Origin of the sequence: Amycolatopsis sp. SB7-3 (assembly GCF_041021335.1) — a bacterium.
Classification (GTDB): Bacteria; Actinomycetota; Actinomycetes; order Mycobacteriales; family Pseudonocardiaceae; genus Amycolatopsis; species Amycolatopsis japonica.
Genome location: NZ_JBFPJQ010000001.1, coordinates 1135247 through 1155089 on the forward strand (window position 1 = coordinate 1135247; position 19843 = coordinate 1155089).

The following is a 19843-nucleotide window of genomic DNA, read 5'->3' on the forward strand; positions in this document are numbered from 1 at the left end:
GCAAGAGGACTTCGGTGAAGACGGCGGAATCCCGACTCTACGGGCGGACCCCGGCCTCAGGAAAGGTCCGGTCCCTGTGAGCGGAGATCGTCGACCTTGGTCATCGCCTCCCGAAGCTCGGCGAGCCAGGCGTCCGCGTGTTCCCCGACCAGCCGGACCGCCCAGGCGAGCGCCTCCGACCGCGACCGGGCGACACCCGCGTCGACGAGGGTGTCGAGCACCAGGCGTTCCGGCTGCCGCAGCCTGGTCATGACCGGCGCCGAATGCGTGGTGAACAGATGCCGTGTGCCGCCGAGGCTCGCGCCCCACGCGACCTTGCGCTGATAGCGGTGCTCGGCCTGGCGCGCGATCTCGATCCGCTCGTCGCGGGTCTCCTCGCGGAACCGGCTGATCCGGCCGTCCTCGGCCGCCGCTCGGGCCGCGTCGTCGGCGTACTCGCCGGTGAGCGGCTGGAGTTCGCCGACGATGACGATCTCTTCGCGATCCACCGTGACCTCGGGGTCGCCGGTGAACCAGCCCTCGGGGAGCCTGCCGCCGAACCACGCGGCCGCGTCGTCCGCCGCCGGGATGTCCGCCTGCTGCCAGCCGCCCCGGCCTTTCCAGCTTCCGCGTCCCATCTGACCCGCCTCCTCGATTACATGATTACAACGCTACCGACGCTACGCCCGCAACAGCCGAACCTCACGCGTGTTCTCCCCGGGCGAAAACCCGGGGCAACCTGATGACCTGCACGGACGTGTTCCCACCAGCAGTCGACAGGGAAGGGGACCTCATGTTGAAGAAAGCCATGATCGGCGCTCTCGTGCTCGGAGCGGCCCAGCTCGGCGTGGTCGTACCGGCGGCGGCGGAGGCCAAGGACGTGTCCTGGTTCTTGGCCCCGACCGAAGTCGAACCCGGCGGGCAGATCTACGCCGAGACGAAGGCCGCGATGGGCGGCTGCGGACCGGCGACCCCGGTGACGTCGCCGGGGTTCGCGGCGCCGCTCCAGTGGACGATCGGCGGTAACTGGGGGAAGGCCGCAGGCTACGGCAAGGTCGGCAAGACACCGGGCAAGTACGTGGCGACATTCACCTGCTCGGATGGCACGAAGACTTCCCGCACTTTCACCATCATCGGGACGCCGCCGACCACGAAGCCACCGACCACCACGAAGCCGCCGAAACCCACCAAGACCACGTCGGCCAAGCCGAAGCCGAAGCCACAGGTCGCGGTGAAGCCGGTCGGGGCACCGCAGACGGGCGGCGGCGCCTTCGCCCCTACGTCGTGGGACTGGTGAGCTGAGACCTCAGCTCCTCGGCGGTGGTGACGGGCCGCTCGCACACGTAACCACGGCACACGTACGCGGCGGCGGCGCCGTCGACCAGCGGCCGATCGGCCAGCAGCGGCACCCCTTCGGCATCCGGGGTCCCGCTCACGACGACGGCGCCGTCCGGCAACGACGCGACGGCCGCGGCCAGCAGCTCCGCGCGTGAAGCGGCATCCGGGCCGACGACGGCGACCTGCACCGGTCCGGCGGCGGCCGCTTCGGCCACGGTGAGCCAGTGTCCGGCGAACCGCGGCGCGTGGGCGGCGAGCCGTCCCACCCGGGCGAGCGCCTGCTCGGCCGCCTCGCGGTAGCGGCCCACCCGGTCGTGCCCGGCGAGGACCGACGCGGTCAGCAAGGCGTTCGCCAAGGCCGACGCTCCCGACGGGCTCGCGTTGTCGGTCGGGTCGGAAGGCCGCTGCACCAGGACTTCCGCGTCGTCGGCGGTGTCGTAGTAGGCACCCGTCGAGTCCGGGACGCCGAAATGGGCCAACGCGAGGTCCAGCAAGGTGATGGCGTCGGCGAGCCATCGCGGTTCCCCGGTCGCCTGGTGGAGTTCGAGCAGGCCCTCGGCGAGGCACGCGTAGTCCTCCAGCACTCCCGCCGTCGTGCCGACGACGCCGTCACGGGAGGTCCGGCGCAGGCGTCCGGCCACGAAATGGGTGTCCATCAGGAAAGCCGCCGCGCGAGCCGCCGCTTCGATCCACTGTGGACGATCGAGCCGCGAGCCCGCTTTGGCGAGCGCGCCGATCGCGAGCCCGTTCCAGGCGGCGATCACCTTGTCGTCGCGGGCGGGCTGGGGGCGCTCGTTTCGCGCGGCCAGCAACGCACGGCGGACTCGCTCATACCGCGTTTCGTCCTCTGGATGCGGTTCACGCAGCCGCAGCGTCGAGGCGCCATGCTCGAAATTGCCCCGTTCGGTCACCTGGAACAGCTCGGCCGCCCAAGCACCGTCCTCGTCGCCGAGCACTTCGGCGAGCTGCGCGGGCGTCCAGACATAGGTGAGCCCTTCGACGCCATCGGTGTCCGCGTCGAGCGACGCGGCGAAACCGCCCTCGGCCGTCCCGAGGTCGCGCAGCAGGAACTCCGCCGTCTCTTCGACCGCCCGCCGCGCGTACCCGTACCCGGTCACGCCGTGGAACTGCGCGTAGAACCGCAGCAGCAAACCGTTGTCGTACAGCATCTTCTCGAAATGCGGCACTTCCCAGCGCGCGTCGACCGAGTACCGCGCGAACCCACCCGCGAGCTGGTCGTTCAGCCCGCCCAGCGCCATCGCCTCGGCGGTGTGCTCGACCATGGCGAGATCGGCTCCGGTGCGCTCGTGGTGACGGAGCAGGAAGTTCAACGCCATCGTCGGCGGGAACTTCGGCGCTCCCCCGAAGCCGCCGTTCCCGGTGTCGAACTCCTTGCGCAGCGTGGCGACCGCGGCGTCCAGCGCCGCACCGTCCACAACGGACTCGGGCAGCGGACCGCTCTTCTCCGTGAGGTGGGCGATGATCTGCCGGGCGCCGGAACGCAGTTCGTCCGGCCGCTCGCCCCAGGCCTCGGCGACCGCGACGAGCAGCTGCGAGAACGACGGCATCCCTGGGCGCGGCGACGGCGGATAGTAAGTGCCGCAATGGAACGGCTCCCCTTCCGGGGTGAGGAAACACGTCATCGGCCAGCCGCCCTGACCGGTCATCGCCTGCGTGGCCGCCATGTACACCGAGTCGATGTCCGGGCGCTCCTCGCGGTCCACCTTGATGTTGACGAAGTTCGCGTTCATCAGCGTCGCGGTGGCTTCGTCCTCGAAGGACTCGTGCGCCATGACGTGGCACCAGTGGCAGGCCGCGTAGCCGACCGAAAGCAGGATCGGCACGTTCCGCCGTTTCGCCTCGGCCAGCGCCTCCTCGCCCCAGGGCCACCAGTCCACCGGGTTCTCGGCGTGCTGCAGCAGGTACGGACTGGTCGCGGCCTTCAGGCGGTTCGACATGTCACCAGGGTCGCATGCGGAAAAGCGGGGGCGCAGAACGGCCGTCTGCGCGACACTCGTCCGGTGCTCCTGACCATGACCACCACCCGGAACCCGGCCACCGACCTCGGCTTTCTCCTGCACAAGCATCCGGAGAAGGCGCAATCGCTCACGCTCTCGGCCGGGACGGCGCACGTCTTCTATCCGGAGGCGTCCGACGAGCGCTGCACCGTTTCCCTGCTGGTCGAGATCGACCCGGTCGACCTCGTGCGCGGTGGCGGCACGTCGCTGACCCAATACGTCAACGACCGCCCGTACGCGGGTGGCTCGTATCTGGCGGTGGCGCTGCGGGCCGCCTTCACCACGGCGCTGGCCGGCCGGTGCGCGAACCGGCCGGAGCTGGTCGACGAGCGTTTCCCGCTGGAGATCCGGGTCCCGTCGCTGACCGCGCGCGGAGGCGCCGAGGTCGTCCACAAACTCTTCGAACCGCTCGGCTGGCAGGTCGAGGCGAAGGCCGTCCCGCTCGATCCCGAGTTCCCGCAGTGGGGCGATTCCCGCTACGTCGATCTCCGGCTGACCGGCACCCAGCGTGTCGTCGACGCGTTGCGGCACCTGTACGTCCTGCTGCCCGCGCTCGACGGGGACAAGCACTACTGGATCGGCCAGGACGAAGCGGACAAGCTGCTGCGTGTCGGCGAAGGCTGGCTCGCCGCTCATCCGGAACGCGACCTGATCACGAACCGGTACCTCGAACGACGCCGCCCGATCGTCTCGTACGCGCTCGGCCGGCTCGCCGAGGCGGACGACGTGCCCGCCGAAGCCGAGGCCCGGGTCACCGAGCTGCCGGACCGGCCCGAACCGCTGGCCGTCCAGCGTCAGGGCAGTGTGCTCGCGGCGCTCCGGGCGGCGGGCGCGCGGCGCGTGCTCGACCTCGGCTGCGGTGGTGGCGCGTTGCTGCGCGTGCTGCAGAAGGAGCCGTCGTTCACCGAGATCGTCGGTGTCGACGTGTCCGCGAGCGCGCTCGACATCGCCGAAAAGCGGCTGAAGGACAAGTCGCGGATCACCCTGAAGCAGTCCGCGCTGACCTACGCGGATCCGTCGCTGTCCGGCTACGACGCGGCCGTGCTGATGGAGGTGATCGAGCACGTCGACGAGGAGCGCCTGCCCGCGCTGGAGCACGCCGTGTTCGGGGTCGCCGCGCCGCGGACGGTCCTCGTCACGACGCCGAACGCCGAGTACAACCGGCACTTCGAATTCCTCGAAGAAGGCCGGTTCCGGCACGCCGACCACCGTTTCGAGTGGACACGCGAGCAGTTCCGCACGTGGGCCGAAGGAGTCGCGGCACGGCGCGGCTACGACGTCCGCCACCTGCCGGTGGGACAGGAGTCCCAGGAATCAGGACCGCCGACCCAGATGGCGGTCTTCACGTCTCGAAAGGAGGCCGTGGCATGAAACTGACCATTCCCGACATGTCCCTCGTCGTGCTCGTCGGCGCCTCCGGCTCCGGCAAGTCGACCTTCGCGCGGACGCATTTCGCGCCGACGCAGGTGCTCTCCAGCGACTACTTCCGCGGCCTGGTGGCCGACGACGAGAACGACCAGAGCGCCTCGGGCGCCGCTTTCGACGTGCTCCACTACGTCGCGGCGAAGCGACTCGAAGCGGGACGGATCACCGTCATCGACGCGACGAACGTCCAGCGCGCGTCGCGGGCGAGCCTGCTGAAGCTGGCGAAGGAGTACGACGTCCTGCCGACGGCGATCGTGCTCGATCTGCCCGTGAAGGTCTGCCAGGAACGCAACGAGGCCCGGCCGGACCGCGATTTCGGCGAGCACGTCGTCCGGCGTCAGCGCGGTGAACTGCACCGCTCGCTGAAGTCGTTGGAGCGCGAGGGTTTCCGTCGCGTGCACGTGTTGCGGAGCGAGGCCGAGACCGCCGAAGCGGAGATCGTCGTCGAGCCGCTGCGCAACGACCGTCGCGACCTCACCGGACCGTTCGACGTCATCGGCGACGTCCACGGCTGCCGCGAGGAACTGGACGAACTGCTCGTCGAACTGGGCTACGTCGACGGCGTCCACCCGGAGGGACGGACCGCCGTGTTCGTCGGCGACCTCGTCGACCGCGGACCCGACACGCCGGGCGTGCTGCGTCGAGTGATGGCGATGGCCGAGGCGGGCAGCGCGCTGGTCGTCTGCGGGAACCACGAACAGAAACTGGTCCGCGCGCTGAACGGGCGCAAGGTCAAGACCACACACGGTCTCGCGGAGTCGCTGGAGCAGCTTTCGGCGCAAGACGAGGACTTCCGCGCGAAGGCGCACGCCTTCTGCGAAGGACTCATCGCGCACTACGTCCTCGACGGCGGCAAGCTCGTCGTGGCGCACGCGGGCCTGCCCGAGAAATTCCACGGACGCGCGTCCGGCCGGGTGCGGAGCACCGCGCTCTACGGCGACACCACCGGTGAGACCGACGAGTACGGCCTGCCGGTCCGGTTGCCCTGGGCACGCGACTACCGCGGCAAGGCGATGGTCCTTTATGGACATACCCCGACGTTGGAGCCGGAATGGATCAACGGGACCATGTGTCTCGACACGGGTTGCGTGTTCGGCGGCAAGCTGACCGCTTTGCGTTACCCGGAGCGGGAAATCGTCTCGGTCAAGGCGAAGAAGGTCTGGTACGAACCGGCCCGGCCGCTCGAACCGGCGCGGCCGCTGGGCGGACGCGAGCCCGCGGTGCTGGAACTGGGCGACGTCACCGGGAAACGGATCGTCGAGACCCGGCACCACGGCCGGGTCGGCGTCTCCGCCGAGCAGTCGGCGGCGGCGCTGGAGGTGATGAGCCGTTTCGCCGTCGACCCGCGCTGGCTGCCGTACCTGCCGCCGACCATGGCGCCGTGTTCGACGTCCGCCACGGACGACTACCTGGAACATCCCGAGGAGGCTTTCGCCGAGTTCCGCGCGGCGGGTGTCGATCACGTCCTGTGCGAGGAGAAGCACATGGGTTCGCGGGCCGTCGTGCTCGTGTGCCGTGACGAGGACGTGGCTCCCGCGCGGTTCGGGATCCAGGGACCCGGGGCGGTCTACACCCGCACTGGCCGTCCGTTCTTCGCTCCGGACCAGAACGCGCGGCTGCTCGCCGATGTGCGCGAAGCGGCGTCGGAACTGTTCGAGGAACTGGACACCGGCTGGCTGCTGCTCGACGCGGAGTTGCTGCCGTGGAGCGCGAAGGCCGGGTCGCTGATCTCGGGCCAGTACGCGGCCGTCGGCGCGGCGGCGCAGTCCGTGCTGCCCGCCGCCGTCGCGTCACTGGACGCGGCCGCGGCTCGCGGGATCGACGTGTCGGAGCTGTTGGCGCGCACCAGGACTCGCGAGTCCACTGTGGACGCGTACCGGCAGGCGTACCGGCGTTACTGCTGGCCGACCGACGGTCTCGACGGTGTCCGGCTGGCGCCGTTCCAGATCCTGGCGTCGGAGGGACACACGTACCACGACCGGCCGCACGAGTGGCATCTTTCGCTGCTGGACCGGCTCACCGGCGACCGGTTCACCCGCACGCGGACACTGGCCGTCGACACCACCGACCCGGTGTCGGTGGCACGCGGCGTCGCATGGTGGCTGGAGCTGACCGGTGCGGGCGGCGAAGGCATGGTCGTCAAACCGGCGGCGAACCTGACTCGCGGCGCACGCGGGCTGGTTCAGCCGGGGGTGAAGGTGCGCGGGCGCGAGTACCTGCGGATCATCTACGGACCGGACTACACGCTGCCGGAGAACCTCTCGCGCCTTCGCAAGCGGGGCCTCAACCGGAAGCGGGCACTGGCGTCGCGCGAGTACGCGCTGGGGCTCGAGGCGCTGGAGCGGCTGGCGCGCGGGGAACCGCTGTGGCGGGTGCACGAGTGCGTGTTCGCCGTGCTGGCGCTGGAGTCGGATCCGGTCGACCCGCGCCTCTGACGCGCTTCGGAAACGCCATGAAAGGTCCTTTCCTTGCAAATTTTGCAAGGAAAGGACCTTTCATGGCAGCGCTCAGTCGGACTTGGCGGTCGGTTTCTCGGCCTTCGCCGCGGGCTCCTCCGCGTCGGCCTTCGGGGCTTCGGGAGCCTCCTCGGCCGAAGCGGGAGCCTCCGCAGGCTCGTCGAAGCTCTCCGGCAGCCGCTTCAGGTGCTTGGTCATCGACCGCACCAGCAGCCCGACGGCGATCAGGAACAGGATCAGGATCAGGAAACCCACCGGCGACGACTTGCCGAAGTCCTCACCTTGGCCGCCGTTGTCGCCGTTGCCGGGCTGCTGCGCCAGGAACTGCGACGACACCGTCACCGGAATGACGGCGAACGCCGGCACCACGAAACTCATCTAACCCTCCTTCAAGCCGGCGAACAGATCGTCCTCCGGCAGGGTGCTGTCCACCAGTGAGCGGACCAGCTCGTACTCCTCGGTCGGCCAGACCTCGCGCTGCAGGTCGCGCGGGACGGCGAACCAGCGGCTGTTCGGGTCGATCTGGGTGGCGTGCGCCTTGAGCGCCTCGTCACGCTGCTCGAAGTACTCGCCGCATTCGACGCGTGTGGTTACCCGCTCCATGACGTCGGCCTTGTCCGGGTCCCACGACTTGAGCCACTCCTCGTACGGCGACTCCAGGCCGCGCGCGAGCAGGGCCTCGTGGAACACGGTCATCCTGGCGCGCGAGAACCCGTGCACGTAGTACAGCTTCATCGGCTGCCACGGCTCGCCCGCCTCCGGGTACCGCTCCGCCTCGCCCGCGGCGTCGAAGGCCGCGACCGAGATCTCGTGCGTGCGGATGTGGTCGGGGTGCGGATACCCGCCGTTCTCGTCGTAGGTGACGATCACGTGCGGGCGGAACTCGCGGATGACCTTCACCAAGGCGCCGGTGGACTCTTCGAGCGGGATGACCGCGAACGAGCCTTCGGGGACCGGGGGAAGCGGGTCGCCCTCGGGCAGCCCCGAGTCGATGAACCCGAGCCACGTGTGGCTCACGCCGAGGATCTTGGCCGCGCGGGCCATCTCCTCCCGGCGGATCTCGGTCATGTTGGCCAGTACTTCGGGACGGTCCATGGCCGGGTTCAGCACACTGCCCGCTTCGCCACCGGTACAGGTCACGACCATGACCTCGTGCCCCTCGGCGGCGTACCTGGCCATGGTGGCGGCACCCTTGCTCGACTCGTCGTCGGGGTGCGCGTGCACCGCCATCAGGCGGAGGTGTGACTTCGGCGGTTCCTCGGCAGACACCATGCTCCGAACGTCCCCTTCTCGTTCCCTATTCCCCTCCAGACCCTGCCTGACGGCTCGCCCGGCCGGGCGCGGATACTCGAGGGGAACCACTCGCATACGACCCCATTGTCCCTGCGAGCACGACGACACCAACCGGGAGGCCCGGGTTGAGCACGGGACAGGACGCTCCCACCGCGGAAAGCACCCGGACGGACGTGCCAGGAGACCGGTACGGCAAGACCCGCGCCGCGAAGCCCGCCCGCTGGCGGCGCCTGGTGTTCGCCCTGGTCGCGCTGCTGGTCAGCGGTGGGATCGCCTATGTCGCGTACACGAACTTCGGCAGCGCGCCCATCGAGGGCGAACGCGTCTCGTTCTCCGAGAAGCCGGGCGACGCGATGGAGATCACCATCAACGTGACCAGGGACGATGTGAACCGTCCCGGCGTGTGCGTCGTGCGGGTCCGTGACAAGGCCGGCGCGGAAAGCGGCCGTAAAGAGGTCCTCGTTCAGCCTGGTTCGAAGAACAGCCGGGTGACGACCACCATCAAGAGCATCGGAAAGCCGGTCACGGCTGATATCTTCGGATGCTCATACGACGTACCACGGTACCTGTCAAGGCCATAGCGGCCAACGGGGTGAAACAGGCGCCCAACGCCGAGGCGCGACCGAATTCCACCGGCGGCGATACCTCGCGCCGTGTTACTCTGATCTACCGGCACGGCCCAAGACGGGCCGTGTTTTTCCTTTATCTCAGCCAGGCCGGCGCGCCATGCCGGTCCGGTGGCCGGCTTGTACACCCAAGCCTGGCAGGCCCTACTAGGAGATGGTGACCGTGAGCGACACAAAGGTGACCTGGCTGACCCAGGATGCCTACGACAGGCTCAAGCAGGAACTCGACCACTACATCGAGCTCCGCCCGGTCATCGCTGCGAAGATCAACGACAGCCGGGAAGAGGGCGACCTCAAGGAGAACGGCGGCTACCACGCCGCCCGTGAGGAGCAGGGCCAGCACGAGGCCCGCATCCGCCACCTCCAAGAGCTCCTCCGCTCGGCCAAGGTGGGCGAGCCGCCCGCCAACGACGGCAGCGCCGGACCGGGCAAGGTCCTCACCGTGCGTTACGACGGTGACGACGAGGACGAGAACTTCCTCTTGGCGACCCGTGAAGAGGGCACCGAGGGCGACCTGGACGTCTACTCGCCGGAGTCCCCGCTCGGCAAGGCGCTGCTCGGCGCCAAAGAGGGCGAGACCCGCGAGTACGAGCTGCCCAACGGCAGCATCCAGAAGGTGACGCTCGTGAAGGCCGTGCCGTACACCGGCAAGTAGCCTCCCGCGCGCCCGGCCCGACATGGCCGGGCGCGCATATGAGCCGTTAGCGTGACCTCCGGAGAATTCTGGAGGGAAACGATGAGCGAACTACCCATCTGCGTCGCCTGCGGCATGCAGTACGCGGAGCCCCGGTCGGACTGTCCGATCTGCGAGGACGAACGTCAGTATGTCCCGCAGGCCGGACAGCGCTGGACCGATCTGAACGCCGTCCGCGCGAGCGGGACGTATCAGGCACGTATCGAGGAGCAGGGGCCCGGCCTCATCGGGGTCGGGTCCACTCCCAACTTCGCCATCGGCGAGCGCGCGCTGCTGGTCAAGGCCGAATCCGGCAACTTCCTGTGGGACTGCGCGGGCTTCATCGACGACGACCTCGTCGCCAAGGTCCGTGACCTCGGCGGGCTCACCGGCATCGCGATCAGCCACCCGCACTACTACACCACCATGGTCGAGTGGGCTCACGCCTTCGACGCGCCCATCTACCTGCACGAGGGCGACGAGCAGTGGATCGGCAGGCCGGATCCGGCGATCAAGCTGTGGAGCGGGACGACCCTCGACGTCGCCCCCGACCTGCGGCTCATCAACCTCGGCGTGCATTTCGCCGGCGGGACGGTGCTGCACTGGCCGGGCGGGGAGAACGGCCGCGGCGCGGTGCTCTCGGGCGACATCCTGCAGGTCATCCCGGACCGTCGCTTCGTCGGCATGATGTACAGCTACCCGAACCTGATCCCGGAGCGCCCCGAGGTCGTCCGCCGCGCGGCCGAACTGCTCGAACCGTACGCGTTCGAGGCGATCTACGGCGCCTGGTGGGACGCGATCATCCGCACCGACGGGCACGAGGCGGTCCAGCGGTCGGCGAAGCGGTACCTGAGCCAGGTGGGCTAGCTCCTCGCCAGCCGTTCCAGCAGCGGCCGTACGCGCGGCGGAACCGGCGTCGACAACGCGATCGACGTCGACGTCCGCCGCACGTACGGCGAGCCGACCACTTCGTCCACCACTCGCTGCAGGTCGTCGTTGTTGCGCGCCACCATCCGCACGAAGAGATCGCCCTGCCCGGTCGTCGCGTGGACCTCGCACACCTCGTCGATGGCGGACAGCGCCTCCGCGACCTCGGCCCGCCTGCCCTGCGCGATCTCCAGGACGGCGAACGCGGTGAGGCCGTATCCCATCGCCGCGAGGTCGAGTTCGGGCGGGAACCCGCCGAGGATCCCGCGTTCGGTCAACCGGTCCAGCCTCGCCTGAACGGTGCCCCGCGCGACGCCGAGACGGCGGGCGCATTCGAGCACGCCGAGCCGGGGCGAGTCGGTGAGCAACAGCAGCAGCCGCGCGTCCAGCGCGTCGAGCGAGTCCGACATCGTGCCTACCTCCTACGCAGGTTGCCCACTTTGACTGCGCCTCCCGCCCTCTCACTGGACATAGTGCGCAGCAAAATCTTTGACCATTGCACATTTTGTCACGCCCTCGGATGCTTCAGGGCATGACGCACACAGTGGAACCCCAGGGTGCTCTTGACGACGTGAGCTACGACCAGCTGCGTCAGCTCGTCGGCCTCGTCGACCACGACTCTTCGACCGACCCCTTCCCGGTGAAGTCGATGGACGCGGTGGTGTTCATCGCGGGCAACGCCACGCAGACCGCCTGGTTCTACCAGGTCGCGTTCGGCATGCAGCTCGTCGCGTACTCCGGCCCCGAAACCGGGAACTTCGAGCGCAAGTCGTTCGTGCTGAAGTCGGGCTCGGCCCGCTTCGTGATCACCGGGGGCGTCAAGCCCGACTCCGCGCTGCTCGACCACCACCGCCGTCACGGCGACGGCGTCATCGACCTCGCCCTCGAGGTCGCCGACGTCGACAAGTGCATCGACCACGCCCGCGCGCAGGGCGCCACCGTCCTCGAAGAGCCGCACGACGTCTCCGACGAGCACGGCACCGTCCGCATCGCCGCGATCGCGACCTACGGCGAGACCCGCCACACGCTGATCGACCGATCGAAGTACACCGGTGTCTACCTGCCCGGCTACGAGCCGCGCGAGAGCAAGATCGTCCGGCCCGAAGGCGCGCCGAAGCGACTGTTCCAGGCCGTCGACCACTGTGTCGGCAACGTCGAACTCGGCAAGATGGACTACTGGGTCGACTGGTACCACCGCGTCATGGGCTTCGTGAACATGGCGGAGTTCGTCGGCGACGACATCGCGACCGAGTACTCGGCGCTGATGAGCAAGGTGGTCTCCAACGGCAACCACCGCGTCAAGTTCCCGCTGAACGAACCGGCGATCGCGAAGAAGAAGTCGCAGATCGACGAGTACCTCGAGTTCTACGGCGGCGCGGGCTGCCAGCACATCGCGCTGGCCACCAACGACATCGTCACGACGGTGAAGGCGATGCGCGCGGCGGGCGTCGAGTTCCTCGACACCCCGGACTCCTACTACGACGACCCGGAGCTGCGCGCGCGGATCGGCGAGGTCCGGGTGCCGATCGAGAAGCTCAAGGAGCACCGCATCCTGGTCGACCGCGACGAGGACGGCTACCTGCTGCAGATCTTCACCAAGCCGATCGGCGACCGCCCGACGGTGTTCTACGAGCTCATCGAGCGGCACGGTTCGCTCGGCTTCGGCAAGGGCAACTTCAAGGCCCTGTTCGAAGCCATCGAGCGTGAGCAGGAGCGTCGAGGCAACCTCTGACCCCGGCAGTTCGCAGGGCGTGAAAGGGCTCTTCATCGCACTTCGTGCGGTGGAGGGCCCTTTCGCTACGTGACGGGGCCGACTTTGTCGGCGGAGGGTGGTACACCGGACGGGAACTAAACTTCGAGCGCACCCGGAACCGGAGGCCTCTCCGGACCGTCAGTGTGAAGACGTCAGCACGCAGCTTGGAAGGGTCCCGATGCCGGACAACGTCGACGCCAGCGAACGCATGGTGGACAACTGGACGAAGCAGATCCAGGAGACCGCCGCGCGCTATCAGGCGATGGCCGCCCGCATGCAGGGTCAGACCGTGACCGAGCGGTCGAAGGACAACACCATCGAGGTCACGATCGACTCGAAGGGCCTCCTCACGAACCTCGTCATCTCCGAAGCCGCGAGCGGCAAACGGATGGCGGAGGTCTCGGCGCAGGTCATGCGCCTCGTCCAGCTCGCGCAGTCACGGATCCCGGAACTGCTGCAGGCGGCGATGGCCGAGACCGTCGGCACGAACGACGAGACGGCGAACAGGGTGATCGCGGAGGCGCAGAGCACCTTCCCGGAAGCTCCGCCGGAGGAGGACCTCGCACCGCCGGAGCCCGAGCGGCACCACCGCTTCGGCCCGGAGGAGGACGATCCCGCTCCGCCGCCGGCGCAGGCGAACCCGCCCCAGAGCCCACCTCAGCCGAAGCCGATCCCGCGTCGCCGCCGCACGCAGGACGACGATGACGACGACTTCGGCGGCAGCATTCTTTCGTAGCCGTTCCATCCGGCCTGGTAGAGGGGAGAAACCATGGCAGGCAAGGGTTTTGAGCTCGGCGCCGACCTCGACGCGCACGCCAAGCAGATCGACGGCATCGCCGACGGCCTGCGCACGGCGGTCGACGCCGCGCAGCAGGTGAGCATGCCGACCGACGCGTACGGCATCATCTGCCAGCCGTTCCGGATGATGCTCGACCCGGTCGAGGAATTCGGCATCAACGCGCTGACCAAGGCCGTCGAGGCCGCGACGGCGGTGGCGAACAACGTGCGGTCCGCGTCCAACGCCTACCAGACGCAGGACGAGAACTTCGCCGCAGAGTTCAAGAACGCGCAGGTGCCTGACTGATGCCCGAGGGAAACCCGCTCGTCGCGAAGGCGCCGACGGATGGAGACGGCCCGGGTCCGCTGACGGCCGGGAACAGTGAATACGGCTACGGGGCGGGCATCGGCGTCGCCGAGTCGGCCATGGACGCCTTCAACGGCATCTCGAACGGCGACTGGATCGGCGGCGGGCTCGGTGTGCTGAGCCTCGCGGGCGAGCTCGCCAGCGCGGCGATCGACCCGTTCGGTTACCTGATGTCGTCGGTGGCCTCGTTCCTGATGGAACACATGCAGCCGCTGAAGGACATGCTGGACGCCGTCGCCGGCGACCCGCCGGTCATCCAGTCGTACTCCGAAACCTGGGGCAACGTCGCCAAGAAGCTGGAAGACACCCAGGTCGAGTTCTCGAACGCGGTCAAGAACGGCACGACCGGCTGGACGGGCGAGGCGGCCGACCAGTACCGCAAGCAGGCCGCGGAACAGGCCGAGGCGATCAGCGGCGCGGCGACGGTCGCGGGCGCGATCAGCACCGTCGTGATGATCTTCGGCGAGATCGTCGCGTTCGTCCGTGAGTTCATCCGCCAGCTGATCGCGGACGCGGTCGGCAAGCTCATCGCGTGGGTCATGGAGACTGTGTTCTCCCTCGGCTTCGGCACGCCCGTGGTGGTCGCCCAGGCCGTCACCGCGATCGCCAAGTGGGCCGCGAAGATCGCCGACAAGCTCAAGGAACTGTGCGACGCGATGCGGCGGGTCTCGCCGCTGCTCGGCAAGCTGGCCGACGTCTTCGAGAAGATCATCAAGATCTTCGGCAAGATCGCGGGCAAGGTCACCGGCCTGGACGTGATCAACACCAAGAACATCAAGACGGGCGGGTTCATCCAGCGCGGCGGCAGCGGCGGCGGATCCGGTGGATCCGGCGGCGGCTCCGGCTCGGGTTCCGGGGACGGCCCGGACGGTGACGGTTCGGGCAGCGGTAGCGGCTCCGGCGACGGCTCGGGCAGTGGCTCCGGTGACGGCAATGGCTCCGGTGATTCCGGCAGCGGCTCCGGCGACGGGAGCGGCTCGGGCGACGGCTCCAACGGTTCGAACGGTTCCGACGGCCACACGGGCGGCTCCGGCGATTCGGGCGCCCCGTCGAGCACCACCCGCGGCGACGGCGGCGGCTCATCGTCCACAAGGGACGGTGGCGGCTCGCCGTCCCGGTCCGACGGCGGCTCTCCCGACCGCGCCGGCGACGGACCGTCCACTTCGGACGGTGATACGGGCGGCAACGGTTCCCCCAGTACCGCCCGCTCCGACACGTCGACTCCGCACACCCGGTCCGACGGCGGCTCACCGAGCCCGAACCGCACGGACACCGGCGGTTCGCCCAGCCACACACCGGACGGCGGCTCCCCCGCCCCGCACACCCGTGCGGACACCGGCGGGTCCCCGAGCCACACACCGGACAGCGGCTCCTCCACTCCGCACACCCGTGCCGACGGCGGTTCCCCCGCTCCGCACACCCGTGCCGACACGGGCGGATCTCCCAGCCACACACCCGACAGCGGCTCCCCGGCCCCGCACACGCGGGCCGACAGCGGCGGTTCCCCCAGCCACACACCGGACGGAGGCTCGCCCGCCCCGCACACCCGTGCCGACAGTGGTTCCCCGAGCCACACACCCGACAGTGGCTCGCCCGCTCCGCACACCCGTACCGACAGCGGCGGCTCCCCGAGCCACACCGGCGACGGCGGCGGCTCGCCCCGGACGCACGGCGGCGACGGCGGCGGTTCACCCACCCCTCGTTCCGACCCGTCGCCCGGCCACCACGGCGGCAACGACGGCGGCAGCCCCACCAGGCCGACCGACAGCGGCACGACGACCAGCGGCACCGCGCCGACGGCACCGCGTCTCGGCGACGCGGGCCCGTCGCACGTGCCTTCGCAGCGCGGCGGTCCCGGCGGCGACGGTTCGCCCGGTGTCCCGCCGCAGGGCCAGCCGATGGCGGGCGGCATGCCGCCTCAAGGCGCTCCGGGCGGCACCCCCGGCGGCACTCCGGGTTCGCCCGGCGGCAGGCCGCAAGGTGGCGGCTGGACGGGGACGCCCGGTTCGCCGCGCACCCCGGACCCGCACGCCCCGCGGACACCCGACACCCACACCGGTCCCAGCCGCGGTCCCGGTCAGACCGGCCCCGGCGGACGGCCCAACCAGCCGCATCAGCCGCAGCCGGTCGCCCGTGGCAACGACTTCGGCCCCGGCGCCCAGCCGCACACCGGCACTCCCGGCACCCACGGCCCGGGCAACCGGCCGGGCGGCACTGGTCCCGGCAACACCGGTCCGGGCGGCCGAGGCCCCGGGGGCCACTCCGGGCCGCCGCACTCGCCGGACGGCCACGGCCCCGACGGGCACGGCCCGCGCCAGGACGGTCACCCCGACGGTTCGCCGCACGACCGCGGCCCCGACGCCGAGCCGGATCGTCCGCTGACGCCGGACGAGGTCAACCAGCGGCATTCCGAAAGCACACCCGCGGGCAGCTCGTATCACCGCGGCGACTCGGACATGGGCGACCTGCCGCACCGGGTCCAGCCGGATCCGGACGGCCGCTACACCGTCGACGTGCACGTCACGCCGGACGGCCACGCCCGGATCGGCAACCGCACCTACACCCCGGAAGAGTTCGCGGACATCCTGCGGCGCAACGGGGATTACGACGGCCGCCCGATCAGGCTGATCGGCTGCGACGCCGGCTCGAACGACTTCGCGCGCCGTCTGTCGCGGGAACTCGACACCGAGGTGATGGCGCCGAGCAAACCGGCGTGGACCGACTCGAACGGGCGCGTCTTCTCGTCCGACTACGAGATCGGCCCCGACGGCCGCCCCCGGCCCAAGATCCCGCCGAACGGCGATTGGGACGTCCACAGCCCCGACGGCACCGCCCGCCGGGCGAGCGACGACGGCTTCACCCCGGACACCACGCACGCGGACAAGCAGGACGTGGACGCCGACAGCGCCCGCAGCCGCGGCGACGGCGACGAACCGCCGGACGCGGACGACAACACGACACCGGACCGGCAGGGCACCGAGCCGCCGGATCGCGACCATCCGAACCGGAATCCCGAATCCCGTCAGCAGGAACGGGATCTGCTGGACGAGGACCGGCAGCAGCAGCGCCGCCAGAACCCGCAGCGGATCACGGACTTCACGCCGGAGTCCGTCGGCGAGCCGGTCCGGGTGCGGCCGGACAACCCGGAGCCGGGCGCGCCGCGGGCTCCCCGTCCGGACGAGCCGTTCCCCGGGAACCAGCGACTCGAGAACAACCGCAGCTACGAGGTCCGCGACAGCGACGGCACCCTGCGCGGGACTTACCACACCGACGGCACCGGCCGGGTCACGCATATCGACACGAACCAGCCGAACGTCCCGCACCGGCTGTCCGACGGCTCGCCGAACCCGGACTACCGGGCGAACCCGGATCTGCTGCACCCCCGTCCGGACACGACGTACCGGGTGGAGATCGACGGCGAGCACCAGGTGTTCCGCACCGGTCCCGACGGGCTCCCCGAGCCCGCCGTCCGGTTCCACCGGCCCGACTTCCCGGCGGACAGGCACGTCGACATCGGGCCGGGTCATCCGGACTCACCCAACCCGCCGAAGCCCGGCCAGCCGTTCGTCGCCCGCACGGACCTGCAGGAGAACACCGCCTACCGGGTGCACGACACCAACGGCGACTACCGGGGCACCTACTACACCGACGGCAACGGCCGGGTCCGCTGGGCCGAGGTCGAATCCGGCCGGATCGCGCGGACGAATCCCGATCTCGCGAACATGCCGCGCGCCGACATCGGGGAGGTCCGGCTGGTCCAGCGGATCGACCCGGACGCCGAGGTCCCGCCCAATGTGCGCAACCCGCAGGATTTCGAGGGCTCGACGCAGCGAAAGGTCCCCCTCGACAAGAACGAATCCTTCTTCGACAGGCACACGCCGCCCCTCGAAGCGAATTCGCGGTACGTCGTCGAGAGCGAATACAAGGACGGCGACAAGACCGTCACGAGGCAGCGCGCGGTCTACTGGACCGACGAACACGGGAACATCCGGCTCGCCGAGACCTACCAGCCGCATCACCCGGACCTGAACTACCCGAAGCCGAACATGGTCTACAACGTCGACGGCGGACGGTTCGTGTACGAGACGGGCCCGGAGGTCGGCAACCGGCACGGCACGCGGTCCTACGACACCGACACGGTCGCGGCCACGAGCAACGACCTGGAGCGTGCTGACAAGCACGAGATCGACCGGCGCGACGAATCCTCGCAGAAGCGCGGCGGCGGGGTCGAAGGCAAGGAACCGGAGCTGGACGCCGACGGCAACCCGACCGGCCGCAACATCAACAAGTACGACGGCGGGCATATCGCGGGCAACCAGTTCCGCGGTCCCGGCGAGCTGCTCAACATGCTCGGCCAGTGGCGGGCGCAGAACCAGGGTCTGCACTCCGCCGGCGACGCGCATTGGTACGCCTTCGAAAGCGACCTGTCCGACTTCCTCGATCCGGCCAAGCACACGGACGGGCTCAACCGGAGCATCGAACAGGTCGACACGTACGCGCTGCGCGCGGACGGCGACCGGGCACCGCACACCTTGCAGGTGCGGTGGGTGGAGAATGTGACCGACGCGGACGGCAACGTGGTCCGCACCGTGCGCATTCGGAGTTTCCCGAATGTGCCACCTAGCGCAGGGGGCGGTACGTGATGGCGATCGACGCCACGCAACGGCAAGAGCTGACGAACGCCGTGGGCATCGCCCTCGTCGACGCGGCTCCCGAGGGCTGGCGGCGCATCGACCTGATGTGCCTCGCCAACATCGACGTGCACGACCTGTCGCTGACGGTGCTGCTCGCGGACGGCTCCAACCCTGCCGTGCTCATTCCCGACGAGGTGCGCCAGAGCCTGCTCCGGCTCCGCGAAGGGATGCACGAACCCGACAAGGGAACGTGGTTCTCGTCGCGGGTGATCATCGACGCGCCGGGGACGATCTACGTCAAGTACAACTACGACTGGGATCCGTTGTGGAACCCGTCGATCGCGACCGAAGGCTGGGCGCGTGACCTCGAGGCGTTCCCGCGCGACGAGGCGCACATCCCGGATTGGCTGAACGAGAAACTGGCCGAGGCCGGAGCCGCGGAGGAAGGCCGATGACCACCGCACAGGAACCGTTCGGTGCCAAGGAACAGGACGAGCTCTGGAGTCTGGTCTCCAACCTGGTGACCAACTTCTGCCCGGTGGACTGGTCGCAGGTGATGATCACCTACCGCGCGGTCGGGGATTACACCGAGCTTTCGGTGATGGTCCGCCGGGCCACCGACGGCGGACTGAACCTGTGGACGCCGCGACCGGAACTGGCCGGCCTGATTTCCCGTCTGCGAGCCGGGATGTACCGGCCGGGCCGGGGAACGTGGAGCGAGACCACCGCGCACGTCCACCTCGATTCGCGGATCGAGTCGACCTACGTCTGGGATCAGGAACCGTCGTGGGACGGCGAACCGCCCGCCTCGGCGTTCGTGCGGGAGCTCGCCGACTTCCCCCGTGACGCCGGGATGGTGCCGGACTGGCTGGCCGACCGGGCGGGCCGGGCCGCCGTCGCGACACTCGCCGGACACTCCGACGCGGACATCGCGGCCAAAGAAGCGCTGGCCGCGGCGAGTCAGGCCGCGATCGAGCTGGAACTGGACACGAGCCGCTACCGGATCGGTGAGGTCGCGGACGGCGCGTGGTGCCTCGTTCCCGAAGAAGGCCGCTGGGCGGTGTTCTGGGCACAGGGAGAAGACCGCTTCGCCCGGGCCGAGTTCGCCACCGCGTGGGAGGCCGCGCGGTACTTCACCGGTCACCTGTACCTGAATCGGCCCGCCTTCCGCGACGAACTGCCGCCGGACGCCAAGCGACCGACGTCGGCCTGGCCGATCCAGCCGATGAGCGATGACGGCGGGCTGTCGCTGTACGAAGGGAAACGGCTGGTGACGCTGCCGCCGGGAACCGAGATGGACCGCTACGGCGACCCGTCGGGCAACACGCTGTTCGCCGCCCGCACCGAATTCACCCACCGGTCGCACAAAGCCGAGCGGGCGGAGCGGGAGTACCACGTCTATCGGCTGGTGCGACCGGTGCGCGCGATCACCGGTACGGCCGTCGCCTGGTACGAGCAGGCCGGCGGCGGTACCGCGTACGTCCTCGCCCGGTCGGTCGCGGACCTGCTCGCCGACGGCTCCCTCGTGGAGATCCCGCAGGCGACGACGCAGCCCCCGCCGCCGCGGAGCTGAGGGG

The 19843-nt window shown here is 69.7% G+C and carries 17 protein-coding genes; 12 read left to right on the forward strand and 5 right to left on the reverse strand.

Going from position 1 to position 19843, the window contains the following annotated elements; genetic code table 11:
• Positions 1–56: 56 nt before the first annotated feature.
• Positions 57–617: a hypothetical protein gene (locus tag AB8M46_RS05490; RefSeq protein WP_038508390.1), complete on the reverse strand. Its 561-nt coding sequence runs from the start codon at positions 615–617 to the stop codon at positions 57–59.
• A 155-nt stretch (positions 618–772) separates the two neighbouring features.
• Here AB8M46_RS05490 and AB8M46_RS05495 point away from each other — a divergent pair, with 155 nt between their 5' ends.
• Complete coding sequence (locus AB8M46_RS05495; protein WP_394359706.1) at positions 773–1276, forward strand: hypothetical protein; 504 nt, start codon at positions 773–775, stop codon at positions 1274–1276.
• Here the strand turns inward: AB8M46_RS05495 and AB8M46_RS05500 are convergent.
• Positions 1257–3275, reverse strand: coding sequence for a thioredoxin domain-containing protein (locus AB8M46_RS05500; RefSeq protein ID WP_394359707.1), 2019 nt, complete (start codon positions 3273–3275; stop codon positions 1257–1259). The genes AB8M46_RS05495 and AB8M46_RS05500 overlap by 20 nt on opposite strands.
• Positions 3276–3338: 63 nt before the next feature.
• Here AB8M46_RS05500 and AB8M46_RS05505 point away from each other — a divergent pair, with 63 nt between their 5' ends.
• Together AB8M46_RS05505 and AB8M46_RS05510 are read left to right on the forward strand one after the other, a co-directional pair.
• A complete protein-coding gene (locus AB8M46_RS05505) occupies positions 3339–4706 on the forward strand; it encodes a 3' terminal RNA ribose 2'-O-methyltransferase Hen1 (protein ID WP_394359708.1) in 1368 nt (455 codons plus the stop codon).
• Entirely contained in the window at positions 4703–7195 is a 2493-nt protein-coding gene (locus tag AB8M46_RS05510; protein ID WP_394359709.1) for a polynucleotide kinase-phosphatase, read from the forward strand. Before AB8M46_RS05505 ends, AB8M46_RS05510 begins: the two co-directional genes overlap by 4 nt.
• 72 nt (positions 7196–7267) lie before the next feature.
• Here the strand turns inward: AB8M46_RS05510 and AB8M46_RS05515 are convergent, their stop codons facing one another.
• Both AB8M46_RS05515 and mca read right to left on the reverse strand, forming a co-directional pair.
• The gene (locus AB8M46_RS05515) at positions 7268–7594 is read right to left on the reverse strand and encodes a hypothetical protein (protein ID WP_394359710.1); all 327 of its coding nucleotides are present in this window, start codon (positions 7592–7594) and stop codon (positions 7268–7270) included.
• Complete coding sequence (mca, locus tag AB8M46_RS05520; RefSeq protein WP_394359711.1) at positions 7595–8488, reverse strand: mycothiol conjugate amidase Mca; 894 nt, start codon at positions 8486–8488, stop codon at positions 7595–7597.
• A gap of 146 nt (positions 8489–8634) precedes the next feature.
• Here mca and AB8M46_RS05525 point away from each other — a divergent pair, with 146 nt between their 5' ends.
• From AB8M46_RS05525 to AB8M46_RS05535, 3 genes are all read left to right on the forward strand, one after another.
• A complete protein-coding gene (locus tag AB8M46_RS05525; protein WP_037340828.1) occupies positions 8635–9090 on the forward strand; it encodes a DUF4307 domain-containing protein in 456 nt (151 codons plus the stop codon).
• A 199-nt stretch (positions 9091–9289) separates the two neighbouring features.
• Positions 9290–9790 (forward strand): transcription elongation factor GreA, encoded by a 501-nt coding sequence (gene greA, locus AB8M46_RS05530; RefSeq protein ID WP_016337198.1) that lies wholly within the window; start codon positions 9290–9292, stop codon positions 9788–9790.
• An 81-nt stretch (positions 9791–9871) separates the two neighbouring features.
• On the forward strand, positions 9872–10675 hold the full coding sequence (locus AB8M46_RS05535; protein WP_394359712.1) for an MBL fold metallo-hydrolase: 804 nt from the start codon (positions 9872–9874) through the stop codon (positions 10673–10675).
• Here AB8M46_RS05535 and AB8M46_RS05540 read toward each other — a convergent pair.
• Positions 10672–11145, reverse strand: coding sequence for an Lrp/AsnC family transcriptional regulator (locus AB8M46_RS05540; RefSeq protein WP_394359713.1), 474 nt, complete (start codon positions 11143–11145; stop codon positions 10672–10674). The genes AB8M46_RS05535 and AB8M46_RS05540 overlap by 4 nt on opposite strands.
• A gap of 122 nt (positions 11146–11267) precedes the next feature.
• Here AB8M46_RS05540 and hppD point away from each other — a divergent pair, with 122 nt between their 5' ends.
• The 6 genes from hppD (at position 11268) to AB8M46_RS05570 (ending at position 19839) form a co-directional block, all read left to right on the forward strand.
• Positions 11268–12467, forward strand: coding sequence for a 4-hydroxyphenylpyruvate dioxygenase (hppD, locus tag AB8M46_RS05545; protein ID WP_037340823.1), 1200 nt, complete (start codon positions 11268–11270; stop codon positions 12465–12467).
• 199 nt (positions 12468–12666) lie between these two features.
• Entirely contained in the window at positions 12667–13224 is a 558-nt protein-coding gene (locus AB8M46_RS05550; RefSeq protein WP_037340821.1) for a YbaB/EbfC family nucleoid-associated protein, read from the forward strand.
• Positions 13225–13257: 33 nt separating this feature from the next.
• Positions 13258–13572: a type VII secretion target gene (locus tag AB8M46_RS05555; RefSeq protein ID WP_037340818.1), complete on the forward strand. Its 315-nt coding sequence runs from the start codon at positions 13258–13260 to the stop codon at positions 13570–13572.
• Positions 13572–18275 carry a hypothetical protein gene (locus AB8M46_RS05560; RefSeq protein WP_394359714.1) on the forward strand — a complete coding sequence of 1568 codons (4704 nt, stop codon included), beginning with the start codon at positions 13572–13574 and terminating at the stop codon, positions 18273–18275. The genes AB8M46_RS05555 and AB8M46_RS05560 overlap by 1 nt, the downstream gene beginning before the upstream one ends.
• On the forward strand, positions 18275–18721 hold the full coding sequence (locus AB8M46_RS05565) for a hypothetical protein (protein WP_394359715.1): 447 nt from the start codon (positions 18275–18277) through the stop codon (positions 18719–18721). The genes AB8M46_RS05560 and AB8M46_RS05565 overlap by 1 nt, the downstream gene beginning before the upstream one ends.
• The gene (locus AB8M46_RS05570) at positions 18718–19839 is read left to right on the forward strand and encodes a TNT domain-containing protein (protein WP_394359716.1); all 1122 of its coding nucleotides are present in this window, start codon (positions 18718–18720) and stop codon (positions 19837–19839) included. The genes AB8M46_RS05565 and AB8M46_RS05570 overlap by 4 nt, the downstream gene beginning before the upstream one ends.
• The last annotated feature ends 4 nt before the right edge of the window (positions 19840–19843 follow it).

Coding starts and splice junctions, on each gene's coding strand:
- hppD (WP_037340823.1), top strand. CDS start 11,268: ATGACGCACACAGTGGAACCCCAGGGTGCTCTTGACGACGTGAGCTAC.
- AB8M46_RS05510 (WP_394359709.1), top strand. CDS start 4,703: ATGAAACTGACCATTCCCGACATGTCCCTCGTCGTGCTCGTCGGCGCC.
- AB8M46_RS05535 (WP_394359712.1), top strand. CDS start 9,872: ATGAGCGAACTACCCATCTGCGTCGCCTGCGGCATGCAGTACGCGGAG.
- AB8M46_RS05500 (WP_394359707.1), bottom strand. CDS start 3,275: ATGTCGAACCGCCTGAAGGCCGCGACCAGTCCGTACCTGCTGCAGCAC.
- AB8M46_RS05550 (WP_037340821.1), top strand. CDS start 12,667: ATGCCGGACAACGTCGACGCCAGCGAACGCATGGTGGACAACTGGACG.
- AB8M46_RS05495 (WP_394359706.1), top strand. CDS start 773: ATGTTGAAGAAAGCCATGATCGGCGCTCTCGTGCTCGGAGCGGCCCAG.
- AB8M46_RS05515 (WP_394359710.1), bottom strand. CDS start 7,594: ATGAGTTTCGTGGTGCCGGCGTTCGCCGTCATTCCGGTGACGGTGTCG.
- AB8M46_RS05490 (WP_038508390.1), bottom strand. CDS start 617: ATGGGACGCGGAAGCTGGAAAGGCCGGGGCGGCTGGCAGCAGGCGGAC.
- AB8M46_RS05570 (WP_394359716.1), top strand. CDS start 18,718: ATGACCACCGCACAGGAACCGTTCGGTGCCAAGGAACAGGACGAGCTC.
- AB8M46_RS05565 (WP_394359715.1), top strand. CDS start 18,275: ATGGCGATCGACGCCACGCAACGGCAAGAGCTGACGAACGCCGTGGGC.
- AB8M46_RS05560 (WP_394359714.1), top strand. CDS start 13,572: ATGCCCGAGGGAAACCCGCTCGTCGCGAAGGCGCCGACGGATGGAGAC.
- AB8M46_RS05540 (WP_394359713.1), bottom strand. CDS start 11,145: ATGTCGGACTCGCTCGACGCGCTGGACGCGCGGCTGCTGCTGTTGCTC.
- greA (WP_016337198.1), top strand. CDS start 9,290: ATGGTGACCGTGAGCGACACAAAGGTGACCTGGCTGACCCAGGATGCC.
- AB8M46_RS05555 (WP_037340818.1), top strand. CDS start 13,258: ATGGCAGGCAAGGGTTTTGAGCTCGGCGCCGACCTCGACGCGCACGCC.
- mca (WP_394359711.1), bottom strand. CDS start 8,488: ATGGTGTCTGCCGAGGAACCGCCGAAGTCACACCTCCGCCTGATGGCG.